The organism is Sphaerisporangium fuscum (assembly GCF_018531465.1).
GTDB lineage: Bacteria > Actinomycetota > Actinomycetes > Streptosporangiales > Streptosporangiaceae > Sphaerisporangium > Sphaerisporangium fuscum.
In genome coordinates this window covers 139,010-155,220 of record NZ_JAHDTF010000003.1, presented here as the reverse complement: position 1 = coordinate 155,220, position 16,211 = coordinate 139,010, and the positions used below count along the sequence as shown (strand labels likewise).

The 16,211-nt window shown below is 70.6% G+C and carries 15 protein-coding genes; 3 read left to right on the top strand and 12 right to left on the bottom strand.

The annotated features are described in order from the left end of the window. Positions 1-54: 54 nt before the first annotated feature. Both KIK05_RS03600 and KIK05_RS03595 read right to left on the bottom strand, forming a co-directional pair. Positions 55-969 (bottom strand): carbohydrate kinase family protein, encoded by a 915-nt coding sequence (locus KIK05_RS03600; RefSeq protein WP_250562187.1) that lies wholly within the window; start codon positions 967-969, stop codon positions 55-57. A gap of 85 nt (positions 970-1,054) precedes the next feature. Then, on the bottom strand, positions 1,055-1,681 hold the full coding sequence (locus tag KIK05_RS03595; protein ID WP_214409076.1) for a GntR family transcriptional regulator: 627 nt from the start codon (positions 1,679-1,681) through the stop codon (positions 1,055-1,057). 61 nt (positions 1,682-1,742) lie between these two features. Here KIK05_RS03595 and aceE point away from each other — a divergent pair, with 61 nt between their 5' ends. Next, on the top strand, positions 1,743-4,202 hold the full coding sequence (gene aceE, locus KIK05_RS03590) for a pyruvate dehydrogenase (acetyl-transferring), homodimeric type (RefSeq protein WP_250562186.1): 2,460 nt from the start codon (positions 1,743-1,745) through the stop codon (positions 4,200-4,202). A 173-nt stretch (positions 4,203-4,375) separates the two neighbouring features. Here aceE and KIK05_RS03585 read toward each other — a convergent pair whose 3' ends face one another. The 3 genes from KIK05_RS03585 to KIK05_RS03575 are packed head-to-tail and all read right to left on the bottom strand — an operon-like array spanning position 4,376 to position 7,463. Continuing rightward, the gene (locus KIK05_RS03585; RefSeq protein WP_214409074.1) at positions 4,376-4,894 is read right to left on the bottom strand and encodes a GNAT family N-acetyltransferase; all 519 of its coding nucleotides are present in this window, start codon (positions 4,892-4,894) and stop codon (positions 4,376-4,378) included. Positions 4,895-4,921: 27 nt separating this feature from the next. Further along, positions 4,922-7,051, bottom strand: a complete 2,130-nt coding sequence (locus KIK05_RS03580; RefSeq protein ID WP_214409073.1) for a SpoIIE family protein phosphatase — start codon at positions 7,049-7,051, stop codon at positions 4,922-4,924. Then, on the bottom strand, positions 7,035-7,463 hold the full coding sequence (locus KIK05_RS03575; RefSeq protein WP_214409072.1) for a hypothetical protein: 429 nt from the start codon (positions 7,461-7,463) through the stop codon (positions 7,035-7,037). Before KIK05_RS03575 ends, KIK05_RS03580 begins: the two co-directional genes overlap by 17 nt. A gap of 193 nt (positions 7,464-7,656) precedes the next feature. Here KIK05_RS03575 and KIK05_RS03570 point away from each other — a divergent pair, with 193 nt between their 5' ends. Then, a complete protein-coding gene (locus KIK05_RS03570; protein ID WP_250562235.1) occupies positions 7,657-8,043 on the top strand; it encodes a hypothetical protein in 387 nt (128 codons plus the stop codon). 139 nt (positions 8,044-8,182) lie between these two features. Here KIK05_RS03570 and KIK05_RS03565 read toward each other — a convergent pair whose 3' ends face one another. Further along, positions 8,183-8,605 (bottom strand): hypothetical protein, encoded by a 423-nt coding sequence (locus KIK05_RS03565; RefSeq protein ID WP_214409071.1) that lies wholly within the window; start codon positions 8,603-8,605, stop codon positions 8,183-8,185. Positions 8,606-8,883: 278 nt separating this feature from the next. On the opposite strand from KIK05_RS03565, the gene KIK05_RS03560 reads away from it, so the two are divergent. Next, positions 8,884-9,279, top strand: coding sequence for a VOC family protein (locus KIK05_RS03560; RefSeq protein ID WP_214409070.1), 396 nt, complete (start codon positions 8,884-8,886; stop codon positions 9,277-9,279). A gap of 227 nt (positions 9,280-9,506) precedes the next feature. Here the strand turns inward: KIK05_RS03560 and KIK05_RS03555 are convergent, their stop codons facing one another. The 6 genes from KIK05_RS03555 to KIK05_RS03530 all read right to left on the bottom strand — a co-directional run bounded on the left by KIK05_RS03555 (position 9,507) and on the right by KIK05_RS03530 (position 15,939). After that, positions 9,507-9,893, bottom strand: a complete 387-nt coding sequence (locus KIK05_RS03555; protein ID WP_214409069.1) for a DUF4267 domain-containing protein — start codon at positions 9,891-9,893, stop codon at positions 9,507-9,509. Between the two features lie 216 nt (positions 9,894-10,109). Further along, on the bottom strand, positions 10,110-11,135 hold the full coding sequence (locus tag KIK05_RS03550; protein WP_214409068.1) for a LacI family DNA-binding transcriptional regulator: 1,026 nt from the start codon (positions 11,133-11,135) through the stop codon (positions 10,110-10,112). 10 nt (positions 11,136-11,145) lie between these two features. Further along, complete coding sequence (locus tag KIK05_RS03545; RefSeq protein ID WP_214409067.1) at positions 11,146-12,762, bottom strand: glycoside hydrolase family 13 protein; 1,617 nt, start codon at positions 12,760-12,762, stop codon at positions 11,146-11,148. Between the two features lie 34 nt (positions 12,763-12,796). Then, a complete protein-coding gene (locus KIK05_RS03540; RefSeq protein ID WP_214409066.1) occupies positions 12,797-13,648 on the bottom strand; it encodes a sugar ABC transporter permease in 852 nt (283 codons plus the stop codon). Next, positions 13,642-14,637, bottom strand: coding sequence for a carbohydrate ABC transporter permease (locus tag KIK05_RS03535; protein WP_214409065.1), 996 nt, complete (start codon positions 14,635-14,637; stop codon positions 13,642-13,644). Before KIK05_RS03535 ends, KIK05_RS03540 begins: the two co-directional genes overlap by 7 nt. 3 nt (positions 14,638-14,640) lie before the next feature. Continuing rightward, complete coding sequence (locus KIK05_RS03530; protein WP_214409064.1) at positions 14,641-15,939, bottom strand: extracellular solute-binding protein; 1,299 nt, start codon at positions 15,937-15,939, stop codon at positions 14,641-14,643. Positions 15,940-16,211 lie beyond the last annotated feature (272 nt).

The window sequence follows — 16,211 nt, the reverse complement described above, 5'->3', positions numbered from 1 at the left end:
GATGTGTGCAGCTCGGTGCAAACAACCAGTTGGGAGCTGTGCGGCCGTGCGACGTCAGGCCGAGGAGGTGCGTTCCAGGAGGGTCTGTTCGGTGATGGGGTTCTCGTGGGTGCCTTCGCTGGTGCAGGCGTGGGCCCCCGCGACGGCGCCCAGGCGCGCGCAGTCCCGGGGCGGCAGGCCGCGCAGGTGGCCGTAGAGGAAGCCGGAGACGAACGCGTCGCCGGCGCCGTTGCTGTCGACGACCGGCGCGGGCAGCGGGGCCGCGGGGACGTGCGTCACCGTTCCCGAGGGGTCGTCCAGGAGGTAGGACCCCTCGGCCCCGGCCGTGCAGACGACGAGGCGGGCGCGCCCCCGGGTGAGGATGTCGCTCATGACGGGGACGGGGTCGGGGAGCTTGGCCGCCGAGAGGAAGACCAGGTCGGAGGAGTAGGCGAAGTCCTTGTGGTGGTCGTTCTCGCCGTCCCAGTCGTGCAGGTCGGTGGAGGTGGGAACGCCCAGCTCGTGGAGCTCGGGGTACAGGTGCCGCGAGAAGTCGGTGATGGAGAGGTGGACGTGCCGGGCCCGGCGGACGGCCGGCTCGTACAGCTCGCGGGGCAGCCGCTGGTCGGGGGCCTGACGCGGGTCGAAGAGCGAGGTGCGCCGTCCGTCCGGGCCGACGAGCAGCACGCTGCGGCGGGTGCCCTCGGGCACGACCGCCCAGGCGAACCCGGCGCCCTTCGCCTCCAGGTGGGAGCGGATCAGGGCGCCCTGGGGGTCGTCGCCGATCAGGTCGACCAGCAGCGCCCGCATCCCGAGCGCGTGGCAGCCGAGCACGACCCCGCTCCCGGTGTTCCCGATGCGGTCGACCACGGGCGGCACCGCGTAGGTGTCGGCGTAGGGCAACGGGAGACCCGGCACGTAGACCGTGGTGTCGACCCCAGAACCCCCGATCACGACGACGTCGTACGGCATGTCTCCGGCTGCGCTCATGATCCCTCCGGTGGGAGAGCTTAGTACTCCGCTGCGGTCACGGCAGGGTCGTCCCGGTCGCCTCGCGTCCCGGCGGCATCGATGGTCAGGACGCGGGCGGGACGCCGGTGGGGGCATAGCTGAGGATGTGGTCGCGGAGCAGGACGCCGGCGTCCGGGTCTTCCCGTTCCAGGGCCGCCACGAGGGGGTCGTGGTCGGCGGCGTTCTCCACGGCGTGCCTGCGGAACAGGCGGATCGACAGATGCGTCCACACCTCGATGCCGAGGGATTCCCACACCGAGATGAGCACGTCGTTGCCCGAGGCGTTGACGATCTCGCGGTGGAAGGCCACACCGTGGCGCACCTGGTCCGCCAGGGAGCCAGCCGCGGCCGCCTCGTGCAGGCGGGCCAGGTGGGCGCGCAGGGCGTCCACCGGCGGGCGGGCCAGGCGCACGGCCGTCTCCTCCAGGCCGGCCCGCACCTCGTAGATCTCGCGCAGATCGGCTTCGGTCAGCGCGCGGACGCGGGCGCCCCTGTTGGGGGAGGACTCGATCAGCCGGAGCATCTCCAGTTCACGTAGTGCCTCGCGTACCGGCGCCTGGCTGACCCCCAGCTCGGCCGCCAGCTGCCTCTCCACCACGCGGTGCCCCGGCTCCCATCGGCCGTTGATCAGGCCGTCGAGCACGACCTGCCGGATCTGGTCGCGCAGCGGGGACCGCACCACGGGTTTCATATGTCGATTCTAGGCGGCGAGCAAACACCGGATGATCGATCATAGGGTGTTTAATGAGGACATGGAACAAGACCTGGATCCGCAGGAGACCGCCGAATGGCTCGAGTCGCTGGAGGCCGTCCGGCGGGTGGCCGGTCAGGAACGGGCCGACTACCTGCTCAGAAGACTGGCCACGAGCACCCGCTACATCAACACGGTGCCGACGTCGGAGGAGCCGGACTACCCCGGCGATCTGACGCTGGAAGAGCGCGTCGCGGCCTATGACCGGTGGAACGCCGCAGCCATGATCACCAGGGCGAGCAGGCTCGGGCTCGGCGGCCATCTGGCGACCTACGCCTCCGCCGCCTGGCTGTACGAAGTGGGGTTCAACCACTTCTTCCACGGTGAGCACGACCAGGTCTACTTCCAAGGTCACGCCTCACCGGGGATCTACGCCCGCGCCTTCCTCGAGGGAAGGCTGAGCCGGGAGCAGCTCGACCTGTTCAGGCGCGAACCCGAGGGCGGGCTTCCGTCGTACCCGCATCCGCGGGCCATGCCGGACTTCTGGCAGTTCCCCACCGTCTCCATGGGCCTCGGCCCCCTCAACGCGATCTACCAGGCGCGCTTCAACCGCTACCTGCACCACCGCGGCATCAAGGACACCTCCCGCGGCCACGTGTGGGCCTTCCTCGGCGACGGGGAGATGGACGAGCCGGAGTCGACCGCCGCCCTCACCCTGGCCGCGCGGGAAGGGCTCGACAACCTCACGTTCGTGATCAACTGTAACCTTCAGCGGCTCGACGGGCCGGTGCGCGGCAACACCCGCATCGTGTCCGAGCTCGAAGGCGTGTTCAGGGGTGCGGGCTGGCATGTCGTCAAGGCGCTGTGGGGCCGGGAGTGGGACGATCTGCTCCGCTCGGAGGAGCTGGTGGCCAGGCTGGCGGAGGTGCCGGACGGACAGTTCCAGACGTTCGCCGCCTCCAGCGGGGCCTACATCCGGCAGCACCTGCTCCAGGGGCTGGACGTGCCGTACTCCGACGAGGACCTGGAACGCATCGTCGGCGGTTCACGGGCCGGCCACGAGCCGCGCAAGGTGTACGCCGCCTACCGCAGAGCGCTCGACAACCGGGGAGCGCCCACGGTGGTCCTGGTGCAGACCGTCAAGGGGTGGACGCTCGGCGCGGGCGTGGAGGCACGCAACGCCAACCACCAGATGAAGAAGCTCAGCCAGGACGAGTTCCGCGCACTGCGCGACCGGCTCGATCTGCCCGTGCCCGACGAGGCACTGGACGGCGACCTTCCGCCGTACCTGCATCCGGGAGCCGACTCCCCCGAGGCCCGCTACGTGGCCGAGCGGCGCCGCGCGCTCGGGGGGCACGTCCCCAGCCGCAAGGTGCGCCACGCCCCGCTTCCGGAGCCGGGCGAGCGGCCGTTCCGTGCCCTGGAGAAGGGCTCCGCGCAGCCGGTCGCGACCACCATGGCTTTCGTCCGCCTCGTCAAGGACCTGATGAAGGAGCCGGAGACGGGACGCCGCTGGGTGCCGATCGTGCCCGACGAGGCCAGGACGTTCGGCATGGAGTCGCTCTTCCCCACCGCCAAGATCTACTCGCCGCTGGGGCAGCGGTACGAGGCCGTCGACCGCGAGTTGCTGCTGTCGTACCGGGAGGCGGTCGACGGCCAGATCCTGCTGGAAGGCATCACCGAGGCCGGGTCGATGGCGTCGTTCGCCGCCGCCGCCTCCAGCTACGCCACCCACGGCGAGGCCATGATCCCCTTCTACATCTTCTACTCGATGTTCGGCTGGCAGCGCACCGGCGACCAGATGTGGGCGCTGGCCGACCAGCTCGGCCGCGGGTTCCTCATCGGGGCCACCGCCGGGCGCACCACGATGACCGGGGAGGGCCTGCAGCACGCGGACGGGCACTCCCAGTTGCTCGCCTCCACCAACCCCGCGTGTCTCGCCTACGACCCGGCCTTCGCCTACGAGGTGGCGACGATCGTGCGCGAGGGGTTCAGAAGAATGTACGGTCCGGCCGGTGAGGACGTGTTCTATTACCTGACCCTCTACAACGAGCCCCTCCCCCAGCCCGCGATGCCCGAGGGCGTGCGCGAGGGCGTCATCAGGGGGATCTACCGGTACGCCGCGGGCGGCGGCCAGGCCCATGTGCTCGCCAGCGGCACCGCCATCCACTGGGCGCTGGCCGCGCAGCGGCTGCTCCAGGAGGAGTACGGCCTGGGCGTGGACGTCTGGTCGGTCACCTCCTGGAGCGAGCTGCGTCGCGACGCGATGACCACGACCGGCGTCCCGTACATCCAGCAGGCCATGGCCGGGACGGCGGGGCCGGTGATCGCCGTCAGCGACTGGATGCGGGCCGTGCCGGACCAGATCCGCCCCTGGATCGACCGGCCGTGGACCTCGCTCGGCACCGACGGGTTCGGGCTGTCGGGCACCCGTGAGGCCGTACGCAGGCACTTCGGCGTCGATCCCCGCTCGATCGCCGACAGCGTGCTCAAGGCGGTCGAGGCGGCCGCCACGCGGTGAGACCCGCGTGACCGTGCGTGAGACGGCTTTATGAGACGTGTCTCATAAAGCCGTCTCATTACTCAGAGACACCGGTAGACGGTGGCGCGCGACACGCCGAGGGCGGCCGACGAGGGCGTTCTGGATTCCGGTTCATGGTGAACGACTGGCGGGCCGACCGGATCGGCAGCGCGCTACGGGGCGAGAACCCCACCGTCCTGCGGCGGCTCGAGGCCGGGTTCGCCGTGATCGGGGACGTTCACCCCCGGACCGGTCGCCGGGGTGCGCACCATGAACACGTCCACCTCGTCCTCGGTCTCGACGGTGAAGCCGTGCCGCTCGTACAGCCGGCGCGCCGAACTGCCCTGCAGCACCTGCAGCCGCACTACGGCGTCCTCGCGGTCGCACCGCTCCAGCAGCCGGCCCAGCACGGCGGAACCGATGCCCCTGCCCTGCGAACCGGGGTCCAGGTAGAAGTGCTCCAGCCAGTAGGTGTCCTCCGCCGGCCGCAGCGCGACGCAGCCGGCCACGGCGCCGCCCACCTCGATCACCCAGGTGTGCGCCGCCCCGAACCCGTCCCGCAGCCGCTGCCGCACACGGTGCTCGTCGTACCGCCCGAGCCGCTCGAGATCCGCCCTCAGCACCACGGCCCGCAACTCGGCCACCGCCTCGACGTCCGTCACCGAAGCCGGCCGAAGCCCCCAGTTCGCCACGATCGGGATGTTATCGCCCAATCGATCTCATGATGCTTCAGGGTCTCCACCGGCGGGACGCGGATCGGTGTTGATCAGCAGGAGGGCGATGTCGTCGTTGCGGCTGGCGGACTGGGTGGCCTGGCGGATGAGGGTGTCGGCCAGGCCGTCCACGTCCTGCTCCGGGGCGAGGCGAAGCCGGGCGGCCAGATCGGCCGTGGTCTGGCCGAGGTCGGTGCCGGGGGTTTCGACGAGGCCGTCGGTGTACAGGGCGAGAAGCGTGCCGGGAGGCAGAGGGATGTCCACGCTGTCGTAGCAGGCGGCGGGATCGATGCCCATCAGCAGGCCGGGGGAAAGCTTGAGGACCTCGGTGCGTCCGCCGGGGTGGCGCAGGAGCGGCGGCAGGTGGCCCGCGCTGGCCAGGCGGGCGCGGCGGCCGGCGAGGTCGAGGTGGACGTAGAGGCAGGAGACGAACAGGTCGGTCGCCAGGTCGGCCAGGACCCGGTTGGTGCGGGCGAGCACCTCCTCGGGAAGCGCGCCGGAGGTGGCATGGGCGTGGACGGCGGTACGGACCTGGCCCATCAGCGCGGCGGCGGTGACGTTGTGGCCCTGGACGTCCCCGATGACGGCGGCGGCGGTGTCGTCCACGCGGATGAGGTCGTAGAAGTCGCCGCCGACGTCCATGCCATGGGTGGCGGGCAGGTAGCGGCCCGCGGCGGTGAGGCCGGGGATGGCGGGCAGGGCGTGCGGGAGCAGGGCCTGCTGGAGACTGTGCGCCAGGTCCTGTTTGGCGTCGTACAGGCGGGCGCGGTCCAGGGCCTGGGCGATGAGGCCCGCCAGCGAGGTGAGAGTCGCGCGTTCGTCGGCGGTGAAGGCGCGGGGGTGGCGGTAGGAGATGACGCAGCAGCCCACCGGGCGGCCCGAGGTGATCAGCGGCAGGAACGCCCAGGCCTGCTTGCCGCTGAGGGCCACCGCCTGCGGGTAGGTGCGGGCCAGCTGCTCGGCGTCGACGTAGAACGCGGGGGCACCGGTGGAGAGGACCTGGCCGACAGGGGTGAGGTCGGTGTGCAGGGGCAGGCCGTCCAGGGCACGAATGCGCCTGAGTTCGTAGCCACGGTGACCGATTATCTTCAGGCGGCCGGCGTCGAGGGTGTTCATGACCATGCCGTCGGCGCCGAAGGCGGGCAGGACCTGGTCGGCGACCAGGTCGACGACGTCCTGCACGCCGACGGTCTCGGTGAGCGCGGCCGCCAGGTGGATCAGCTGATACAGCCGGCCCACCCCGCCGGCCGGAACGCCGCGTGAGGGGACGGCGGACGTCGCGGGCGGGGCCGGGCCCGGTTCGGCGGGGCTGATGAGGGCGCTGATGCCGGAGGCGTCCGGATAGAGCTGGATCAGAAGACGCCGGTCCGGCGGGCGCAGGACGGTGTAGGAGACGGGCCGGCGGGTGACGACCGCCGCGCGGTAGCGGTCCTCGTAGACGGGATCGTCCAACCAGGGCAGTGACTGCCACGGCAGGGTCCCGAGCAGCTGGTCGGCGTCGCGGCCCAGCAACTCGGCCGCGCGGCCGGTCAGGAAGGTGACGTGGCCTTCCAGGTCCATGGCCAGGGCGCCGGGCAGGCGTTCGGCGAAGTCGGCGGCCGCCAGGCCCGGCTGCACGAGATGCGTGCGGTGCAGGGGCGCGACGCGGGGCTGGTCGGGGATGGCGGGTGGCGGGACGGCGTCGTCCAGCAGGCGGGCCAGACGCCGCGCGCTGGTGGTGATGGTGCCGTGCTCGCGGGGCGTGATGTGCGGCGGGTGACTGTCGAGCCAGATCAGCACCAACGCACCCCAGCAGTCCCGGCTGCCGGTGAGCGGGACGGCAGCGAGCGAGAGCGGGTAGGGAAAGGCCGCCGCGAGGCGCGGGTAGGACCGGACCAGATCTTCCTGGCGGCCCACCCACGCCAGGCGCTTCTGGCGCACCGCGTCGCTGATCGGGGTGGGCGTGTCCAGCGGCAGGCGTTGCCACGGGAGCGCGAACTCGACGAGCGAACCGCACGTCACCACCAGGGACAGCACCGGTTCCTGCCGGGTGAGCAGGTAGACGCCGCCGCCCGAGGCCCCGGTGCGCCGCACCGCCGTGGCCAGTTCGTCATCCAGCAGCTCCCCGCCGGCGAGTTGGTCAGTGGATCGGCTCATCGGGAACTCCGTCCGGGGTGGCCGCCCGGCGGGCGTAACGGCCCCGGGCCGCCTCTCCGCTGATGCCCAGCGCCGCCCCGATCTGCGGCCAGCTCGCCCCTGCCTGGCGGTCCGCCCGCACCGCCAGACGTACCAGACGGTCCACCAGCACCGGCAGCCCCGCCACCGCCGTGCAGTGCGCCGCCCGGGCGGCCAGCGCGCCCTGCGCTCCGACGGCGGCGAGGCTTTCCTCGATCTGGGTGCCCAGCCGCCTGCCCGCGGCGATCAGGCTGCGCCTTTCGGGCACCGCCCGCTGCCACCGGCGCCGCGCACGCCAGGCCGCCTGGCGGTGCGCCGGCGTACAGTACCGGCGTCCCACCCCAGGCCGTTCCGGCAGCTCGGTGGCACACCACAGGCACCGGGAATCGCCCATAACAGGACAATACGCCCGCGTGGGAACGACGACCACACACGGTCGAGGTGGAGGCGATCCGCACCGGACCACGGGGCGTTCGAGGACGCCCTCGGCCGTCCCCCACCGGACCAATGAAGATCAGGCGTCTCGCGATTGCGTAACATCCGCCGTGAAGCCCCGGGCGAGCAGCAGGACGAGAGAGAGCGTGACGATGACGGGTCGCACGACCGACGGACGGCGGAGGAAGAGCGGCCTCTGGGGTCCCGCCCTGGCCAACCTCGCGATCGGTGTGCCCGCGATGGTGCCGCTCTATCTCGGGTGGTGGCTGCTGACCGAGTACCTCCCGATGGACTGCAAGAGCGTGGCGGACCTCGGCAAGCCCGATCTGGCCAACTGCAACTACACGACACTGGACCACGCGGTACCCGTCATGCTCTTCCTGGCGATGACCGGCAGCTTCACGCTGGCGTTGGTGCTCGCGATCGACGTCCTCCTCCCGCGCTCGCGCAGCCGCCGGCCGGCCGCATGGCTCCGCTCCGCCGCGCTCATCCCCGTCCCGTTCGCCGTGTACCTGGCACTGGCACTGGCACTGACCTGACGACACGGCCGCCCGCTCGACGGGATCGCGGCCACGGAGGAACGCCGGACACCGAGGAGTTCCACCGCTCAGCGTCGCCCTCAGGCACCACGCTCCGTGGGGCGGGGGAAGACATCGCAACGCCCCGAGCAGTGCCGACTCAGTCGCCGTGGGAGAAATCGAGGGCCTGGGCCTCCTTCTCCGTGCAGAAGAACGTGTCGTCGAACGGCGTCACAAAGTAGTCCTCGTCTCCCGGGACGCTGTAACTCATGGCGGCCGCGAAGCCCGTGGCGACGACAGGCAGGCCGCCGCACCTGACCACGTGGTAGGGATAACGCATCATCGAGCCGACCAACGGCGTGACCGAGACGATCGCGTACACGCCCACGGCCGCCACCAGCGCGCGCAGCCAGTCCGGCCGGAAGCGCAGCAGGGCGAGCAGGATCAGGCCCGCGAGATAGGCCAGCACGAACAGCAGCAGGTACAGCACCGAGAACGGCACCCACGACCGCCCCCGCAATGCGACGATCACCGCTGCCAAGCCCAGCGCGGGCACACCCATGACGAACCCGGCCAGCCACACGCTCGCTCGTTGAAATGACCCCATGCACATTTGACGATCACGTCCGCGGGCTGGTTCTCAGGGAGACCAAAATAATGCCGCCGCCGTGAGGCGGCGCGGCGGGCCGACGCGCGGGCGCTGGAGCTCACCGCCGACCCGGCCCAGCAGGCCCTGCTGGCCGAGCGACTGAGATGGACCTGACCCGTGCGGCGGCGGGCACCGGTCAGTGGTCGTAGCGATCGCCGGACGGTGGCGTGACCCCATAGGCTGATCACCCGTTCGCACTACATAGGAGAGTAATGACCAGTAGGTTCACCGAGTTGGTCGTCGACTGCCACGATCCGGAGCGTCTCGCGGCCTTCTGGTGCGCGGTCCTGGACTTCAAGGTGATCGACCGGGGCGAGGACAAGGTCGAGATCGGCTCCTGGGAGCCGACCATCGAGGAGGTCCGGGCCCGCCAGATGCCGCCCACCCTGACGTTCATCCAGGTGCCCGAGGGCAAGACCGTGAAGAACCGGCTCCACCTCGACGTCAGCCCGATCGACGGCACCACCGACGAGGAGGTGGCCAGGCTGCTCGGCCTCGGCGCCACCAAGGTGGACGTGGGCCAGGGCTCCGGCCGGAGCTGGGTGGTCATGGCCGACCCCGAGGGCAACGAGTTCGACGTCGTGCGCACCCTGGCACCGTCCGAATGATCGATCCCAAGGAGCGGTGAGCGAAGGACGGGGATCTCGCTTCTCCGTACGACGGCCGGAAGCCGTTCCGGCCTGCTCCGGGAGCTTCGCCACGACGCGGCACGGCGGCCGATCCGCGCCGCCGTGCCGCGTGCACCCCGACACCCGGAGACCTGCACGGTCCACCGCCTGCGCCGCGAGGGCGGTTCGCCGGCCGATGGGCACTGGACCGCATGGTCCGGTCCTGGCTATGGCTGCTTCTCGGTCAGCAGCAGTACTCCGCTGATCAGCATGAGTACGGCGGCGCTGACGTGGATGGTGAGGGCCTGCACGAGCGTGCCGCCGTGGGTGAACACCGCGTAGGCGTCGCCGAGCGGCATCAACGTCGCGATCAGGATGACGATGCCCAGCGTGCGGCGGTGGCCGCGCAGCAGGAGTGTCAGGGCGGTGAGTGCCACCGTCAGGTCACGGACGCCCTTGACGATGAAATAGCCCTCGGCGCCGCCCTGTGGCCAGGGGGTGATGCCGAAGCCTGAGGCGGCGCCGGGACCGTTGAACAAGAAGTTGAGTCCGAAGAAGAACGGCGCGAGGACGACGAGGACGGCCATCGCGGTGCCGATGCGCTTTCTGAGCATGGGGGGTTGCCTCCAACCGGAGCTAGCGCTGCTAGGTACGCGAGCGAGACTATCGCTACTGCTGCTCGCCTGTCTAGCATCGCTAGAATCCTTATCGTGGCTACCAAAGAGATGACGGACCTGCGCGCCGCCGGCTGATCGCCGACGCCGCCCATGAGCCGGCCGAGGCGCGCACGGAGTACCGGCATCGCGGGTGCGGGGACCGTGGTCCTGGCGTCAGCGGTTGACCAGGGGGCCGGAGCCGGTGGAGCCGCGGACGACCAGTTCGCACTGGAAGACGAGCTCCATGTTCTTCGGGGCGGCTCCGTTGATCTCCTCCAGCAGCGTCTGCACCGTCGCGATCGCCATCGCGCCGATGGGCTTGCGGACGGTGGTGAGCGGCGGGTCGGTGAAGGCGATGAGCGGCGAGTCGTCGAAGCCGACGACGGAGACCTCACCCGGCACGGCCAGCCCCCGCTCGCGGGCGGCGCGGATGACGCCGAGCGCCATGAGGTCGCTGGCGCAGACGATGCCGGTGCAGCCGCGCTCGATGAGCGCGGCGCCCGCCGCCTGGCCGCCCTCGACGGAGAACAGCGAGTGCTGGATCAGCTCGTCGCAGTCGGTGACGCCGAGCAGCTGCGACATCGCCTGGGTGAAGCCTTCGATCTTGCGGATGACCGGCACGAACCGCCGCTGGCCGAGCGCGAGGCCGATGCGCTCGTGGCCGAGGTCGACCAGGTGCTGGACGGCCAGGCGCGCGGCGAGCCGGTCGTCGGGCGAGATGAACGGCGCCTCGATGTGCTCGCTGTAGCCGTCGACCAGCACGATGGGCAGTCCCCGGTCGGTCAGCCGGGTGTAGCGGTCCATGCGGGCGGTGGTGTCGGCGTGCAGGCCGGAGACGAAGATGATGCCGCTGACGTCGCGTTCAAGCAGCAGCTCGGTGAACTCGTCCTCGGGGGCGCCGCCGGGGCTCTGCGTGCACAGCACGGGGGTGTAGCCGTGCTGGGTGAGGGACTTCTCGATCGCCTGGGCGAAGGCCGGGAAGATCGGGTTGTCGAGCTCGGGCGTCACCAGGCCGATCAGGCCGTTGCTGCGCTGGCGCAGCCGCTGCGGCCGTTCGTAACCCATCAGGTCGAGCGCGGTCAGCACGAGCTGGCGGGTGCCCGCGGAGACACCCGGCTTGCCGTTGAGCACACGGCTGACCGTGGCCTCGCTCACCCCTGCCTGGGCCGCGATGTCGGAAAGCCGGGCGTTACCGTTCATGGCCGTAACTTTACGCATCCTCTCGTGTCCACCACGCCGCCGAGTCGGGAGCGAGCCGTACGACGCCGGGCCCCTCCCCCACCGGGGCGCTCGCGACGAGCAGACGTCCGGGGCGGGGCAGCTCGACCGGCTCACCGGAGGCGTTGACCGTGCAGACGAACCCCTCGCCGCGGTCGAACACCAACGTACCCTCGGGCGAGTCGTGCCAGGTGATCACGCCGTCGCCGAGCGCCGGGTGCTCGCGCCGCAGCCGGAGCGCCGCCCGGTACAGCGAGAGCGTCGAGCCGGGGTCGCCGAGCTGCGCCTCCACGCTGAGCGGCCCCCAGGTGGCCGGGACGGGCAGCCAGGTGTCCTCGATGCCGGGCGGGCTGAAGCCGAACGGCGGCTCGGAGTGCGCCCACGGGATCGGCACGCGGCAGCCGTCGCGGCCGTCCTCGGGGTTGCGCAGCCGCTGCGGGTCCTGGCAGACCTCCTCCGGCAGGTCGAGCACCTCGGGGAGGCCAAGCTCCTCGCCCTGGTAGATGTAGGTGGAGCCGGGCAGGGCCAGCATCATCAGCGCGGCGGCGCGGGCGCGGCGCAGGCCGGGCTCGCCGTCGCCGTACCGGGTGACGTGCCGCTTGACGTCGTGGTTCGACAGCACCCACGTCGGGGGCGCGCCGACCGGGGCGACGGTGGCGAGCGACTCGTCGATGACGCCGCGCAGCATCGCGGCGTCCCACGGGGTCTTCAGGAAGTGGAAGTTGAACGCCTGGTGCAGTTCGTCGGGGCGCACGTACTTTGCCAGGCGCTCCTGGGACGGCGCCCAGGCCTCGGCGACGCCGATGCGCTCGCCGTCGTAGGCGTCCAGGACGCGGCGCCAGGCGCGGTGGATCTCGTGGACGCCGTCCTGGTCGAAGTACGGCAGGACGGCCGTGCCGAGCATCTCGACCTGGCCGGCGACGCCGATGTCCGGCAGGCCGGGGGCCTTGACCATGCCGTGGGCGACGTCGATGCGGAAGCCGTCGACACCGAGGTCGAGCCAGAAGCGCAGGATCGCCTCGAACTCGGCGTGGACCTCGGGGTTCTCCCAGTTGAGGTCGGGCTGCTCGGGGGCGAACAGGTGGAGGTACCACTCGCCGTCGGGCAGCCGGGTCCAGGCCGGGCCGCCGAACACCGACTCCCAGTCGTTGGGCGGCAGCTCTCCGCCGGCTCCCCGGCCGGGGCGGAAGATGTACCGCTCGCGTTCGGGGCTGCCGGGCCCGGCCGCGACGGCGGCGGTGAACCAGGCGTGCCGGTCGGAGGTGTGGTTGGGCACCACGTCGGTGATGACCTTCAGCCCGTGGCGGTGCGCGTCCTCGATCAGCGCCCTGGCGTCGTCCAGGGTGCCGAAGATCGGGTCGACGTCGCGGTAGTCGGCGACGTCGTACCCGAAGTCGGCCATCGGGGAGGTGTAGAAGGGCGTCAGCCAGACGGCGTCGACGCCGAGCTCGGCGAGGTAACCGAGCCTGCTGCGCACCCCGAGCAGGTCGCCGACGCCGTCGCCGTTGCCGTCGGCGAAGCTGCGGACGTACACCTGGTAGATCACCGCGTCGCGCCACCAGCGGGTGGCCGCCTGGGCTGGACGGGCTTCGCGGACCACGTCGGTCATTGGGATCCCCCGATTTCTTACGGACTGCAACGAGCTAGGACTTGGTGGCGCCGGCGGTCAGGCCGGTGACGAGATGGCGCTGGACGAGCAGGAAGACCACGGCCGCCGGGGCCGCGATCAGCACCGCGGACGCGGTGAGCAGTCCCCATTCGGCCTTGTGCTGCCCGACGAACTGCCCGAGCCCGACGGCGAGGGTGTACTTGTCGTCACCGGTCATGAACGCCACGGCGTAGGCGACCTCGGCCCAGGCGGTGATGAAGGAGTAGAACGCCGCCACGGCGAGGCCGGGCTTGGACAGCGGGAGGATGAGCCGCCAGAAGGTGCCGAAAGGGGTCAGCCCGTCGACCCGGCCGGCCTCGTCGATCTCCACCGGCACCGAGTCGAAGTATCCCTTCATCATCCAGGCGCAGAAGGGGATGGTGGAGGTCAGGTAGGCGATGACCAGGCCGGGGAACTGGTTGATCAGCCCGAGGCCCGCCAGCAGGTTGTAGATCGGGACGATGAGGACGGCCACCGGGAACATCTGGACGACCAGCAGCATCCACATGATCGAGCGGTGCCCCGGGAAGCGGAACCGGCTGACCGCGTACCCGGTGGTCGCCGACAGCAGCACGCCGACCACGGTGGTGAGGCCCGCGACGAACAGCGAGTTGAACAGCCAGCGCGGGAACGCCGTCTGGGTGAACACCTGGATGTAGTTGTCCAGCGTGGGACTGTTGAAGAGCTCGACGGTGGTCGACTGCCAGGCGTCCCTCGGCTTGATCGAGGTCAGCACGAGCCAGGCGACCGGGAAGAGCGCGATCAGGCTCGCCACGATCAGCGCGGCGTGCAGCGCGATGGAGGCTCCGACGCTCCGGGACCCTCTGGTGGTGGCGGTGCTCACCATGCCTCCCCCTGCCGGCGCAGCGCGCGGCGGTAGACGACGGCCATGACGAGGAGCAGCACGAGGATCAGCACGCCCCACGCCGCCGACCCGGAGTAGTTGCGGATGCCCTCGAACGCCTGCCGGTAGGCGTAGGTGACGAGGATCTCGCTCGACCCGCCGGGGCCGCCCCGGGTGACCAGGTAGATGACCGGGAACTGGTTGAAGGTCCAGATGGTGCCGAGCAGGATCACCGTGCTCGCCACCGGGCGCAGGCCCGGCACCGTGATGTGCCGGAACCGCTGCCAGGGCGTGGCGCCGTCGACCTCGGCCGCCTCGTACAGCTCGCGCGGGATGGCCTGCAGGCCGCCCAGCACGGCGAGCATCATGAACGGCACGCCGAGCCAGGTGTTGACCGTGATGACCGAGATCTTGGCCCAGAACGGGTCGTCCAGCCATTCGACGCCGGCGAGGCCCACGGCCCGGAGCATGGCGTTGATCACGCCGAACTCGCCGTTGAGCAGGTAGCGCCAGATGAAGGCGGAGACGAAGGCCGGCACGGCCCACGGCAGCACGAGCAGCACCCGGTAGAGGGAGCGGAACCGCAGCGGCCGGTTGAGCAGCAGCGCGAGCCCGAGCCCGATGCCGTAGTGCAGGGCGACGCACACGACGGTCCAGGTGATCGTCCAGCCGAGCCGGGAGAGGAACTCGCTGGAGGTCACGATGTCGGCGTAGTTGGACAGGCCGACGAACTCGTAGGTCGACGGGATGTGGTTCATCCCGATCGTGCGGCCCATGTTGGCCTCGGTGGCGTCGGTCAGCGACAGGTAGACGCCGCGGACCAGCGGGTAGCCGACCAGGACGAGCGTGACGACGACGACCGGGGCGCACATCGCCCAGGCGTACCAGTGCCGGGACAGGAACCGGCCGGCGCTCCCCTGGCGTCCGCCGCCGGGGTTACGGCCGCGGGCACCGGCGCCCGCGGCCGTACCGTCAACGACCTGCGTCGTCATCGCTTACAGGCTCCAGCCCTTGAGGATGCCCTGGTAGGCCTTGGCCACGTCCTGGGCCATCCCCTCGGCGGTGGCGCCGCCGGTGGCGAGCTTCTGGTAGCCCTCGAGGAGCGGCTGGAACAGCTGCCCGGCCTCGGGGATCCAGGGACGCTCGACGGCGGCTGCCATCGGCTCCTTCCAGCGGCCGATCATCTGGTTGCCCTGCGCGTCGGGCATGTCGTAGGCCGACTTGCGGGTGGGCAGCAGGCCGAGCTTGCCGGCGATCTTGGCCTGGCTCTCGGCGGAGTCCATGAAGTTCACGAACAGGTAGGACGCGTCGAGGTTCTTGGAGCCGGCGTAGACGGTGTAGTCGTGGCCGCCGGTCGGCGCGCCCGCCTTGACCGAGCCGGAGGGGACCGGGGCGATGCCGAAGTTGTCGGGCTTGTCCTTGAAGACCTTGCCGCCGAGGTTGTCGGTGTTCGACCACGGGCCGTTGAAGATCATCGCGACCTTGCCTTCCTTGAAGGCGGTCTCGGCGTTGGTGTAGCTGTCCTGGACGGCGGGCTTGGCCGCGGCGCCCGACTTGATGAGGTCCTCGACGACCTTGAAGCCGGCCACGGACTGCGGCGAGGCGACGGTGATCTTCTTGGTGGTGACGTCGAGCAGGTCGCCGCCCTCGCCGTAGATGAACGGCAGCAGGAAGTAGGCGTCGACGTTCAGGGCGAGGCCGTCGGCTCCGGCCTTGGACTTCACGTCCTGGGCGAACGTCTTGAGCTCCGCGAAGGTCTTCGGCGGGGCGTCGTGGCCGGCCTTCTTCAGCAGCTCCTTGTTGTACAGCAGCCCGAGGGTGTCGGTGACCTGCGGGATGCCGTAGGTCTTGCCGTTGTACTTGCCGCTGCCCGCGGGGCTCGGCAGGAAGTCGTCGGGCTTGTCCAGCGCCGGGGTGCCGTCGAGGGGCGCCAGGTAGCCGAGGGATGCGAACTCGGCCACCCAGCCGACGTCGGCGCGCAGCACGTCGGGCGCGCCGGAGCCGCTCTGCGCGGCGGTCTTGAACTTGTTCTGCGCGTCGGCGAACGGCACGTTGACGTAGTTGACCTTGATCTTGGGGTACTTCGCCTGGAAGTCCTTGATCAGTTCCTGGAAGACGGGCCCCTCATTCGTGGCGTCCGAGGTGTCCCACCACGTCACCTCGCCGGAGACGGCTGCGGGGTCGGCGCTCTTGGCCGGGCCGGCCGACTGGTTGGGGGTGTCCTCGCCGCCACAGGCGGAGACCGCCAGCGCGAGCGCCGCGGCTGCCGCCGCGACCGAGATGCCTCGCCGCATGTTGTGCACTCCTTGTTCAAGCTTCATCGCAGGCGATGCCGCCCGCCTCCCCGAGGGCGAGCGGCATCAAGGGGTAGGCGGAACGTAACAGCCGTGTGAACCGACATGAAAGGCCTTTCGGAAACTTTCTGCAAATTGTGACACGGCCGTCATTGCCCAGGCCTTACCCGATGGCAGGAGGAACGGAGCGGTGCGCGGCGGTACGTGACCGTCGCCAGGCCGGCGAACGACCGGTTGTTGCCGCATGTCTTGACGCCGAAACACAGCTAACG

Bases quoted from the DNA above. Each gene is read 5' to 3' on its own strand.
- KIK05_RS03600 (WP_250562187.1), bottom strand. From the start codon at position 969: ATGAGCGCAGCCGGAGACATGCCGTACGACGTCGTCGTGATCGGGGGT.
- KIK05_RS03595 (WP_214409076.1), bottom strand. From the start codon at position 1,681: ATGAAACCCGTGGTGCGGTCCCCGCTGCGCGACCAGATCCGGCAGGTC.
- aceE (WP_250562186.1), top strand. From the start codon at position 1,743: ATGGAACAAGACCTGGATCCGCAGGAGACCGCCGAATGGCTCGAGTCG.
- KIK05_RS03580 (WP_214409073.1), bottom strand. From the start codon at position 7,051: ATGAGCCGATCCACTGACCAACTCGCCGGCGGGGAGCTGCTGGATGAC.
- KIK05_RS03575 (WP_214409072.1), bottom strand. From the start codon at position 7,463: ATGGGCGATTCCCGGTGCCTGTGGTGTGCCACCGAGCTGCCGGAACGG.
- KIK05_RS03570 (WP_250562235.1), top strand. From the start codon at position 7,657: ATGACGGGTCGCACGACCGACGGACGGCGGAGGAAGAGCGGCCTCTGG.
- KIK05_RS03560 (WP_214409070.1), top strand. From the start codon at position 8,884: ATGACCAGTAGGTTCACCGAGTTGGTCGTCGACTGCCACGATCCGGAG.
- KIK05_RS03555 (WP_214409069.1), bottom strand. From the start codon at position 9,893: ATGCTCAGAAAGCGCATCGGCACCGCGATGGCCGTCCTCGTCGTCCTC.
- KIK05_RS03550 (WP_214409068.1), bottom strand. From the start codon at position 11,135: ATGAACGGTAACGCCCGGCTTTCCGACATCGCGGCCCAGGCAGGGGTG.
- KIK05_RS03545 (WP_214409067.1), bottom strand. From the start codon at position 12,762: ATGACCGACGTGGTCCGCGAAGCCCGTCCAGCCCAGGCGGCCACCCGC.
- KIK05_RS03540 (WP_214409066.1), bottom strand. From the start codon at position 13,648: ATGGTGAGCACCGCCACCACCAGAGGGTCCCGGAGCGTCGGAGCCTCC.
- KIK05_RS03535 (WP_214409065.1), bottom strand. From the start codon at position 14,637: ATGACGACGCAGGTCGTTGACGGTACGGCCGCGGGCGCCGGTGCCCGC.
- KIK05_RS03530 (WP_214409064.1), bottom strand. From the start codon at position 15,939: ATGCGGCGAGGCATCTCGGTCGCGGCGGCAGCCGCGGCGCTCGCGCTG.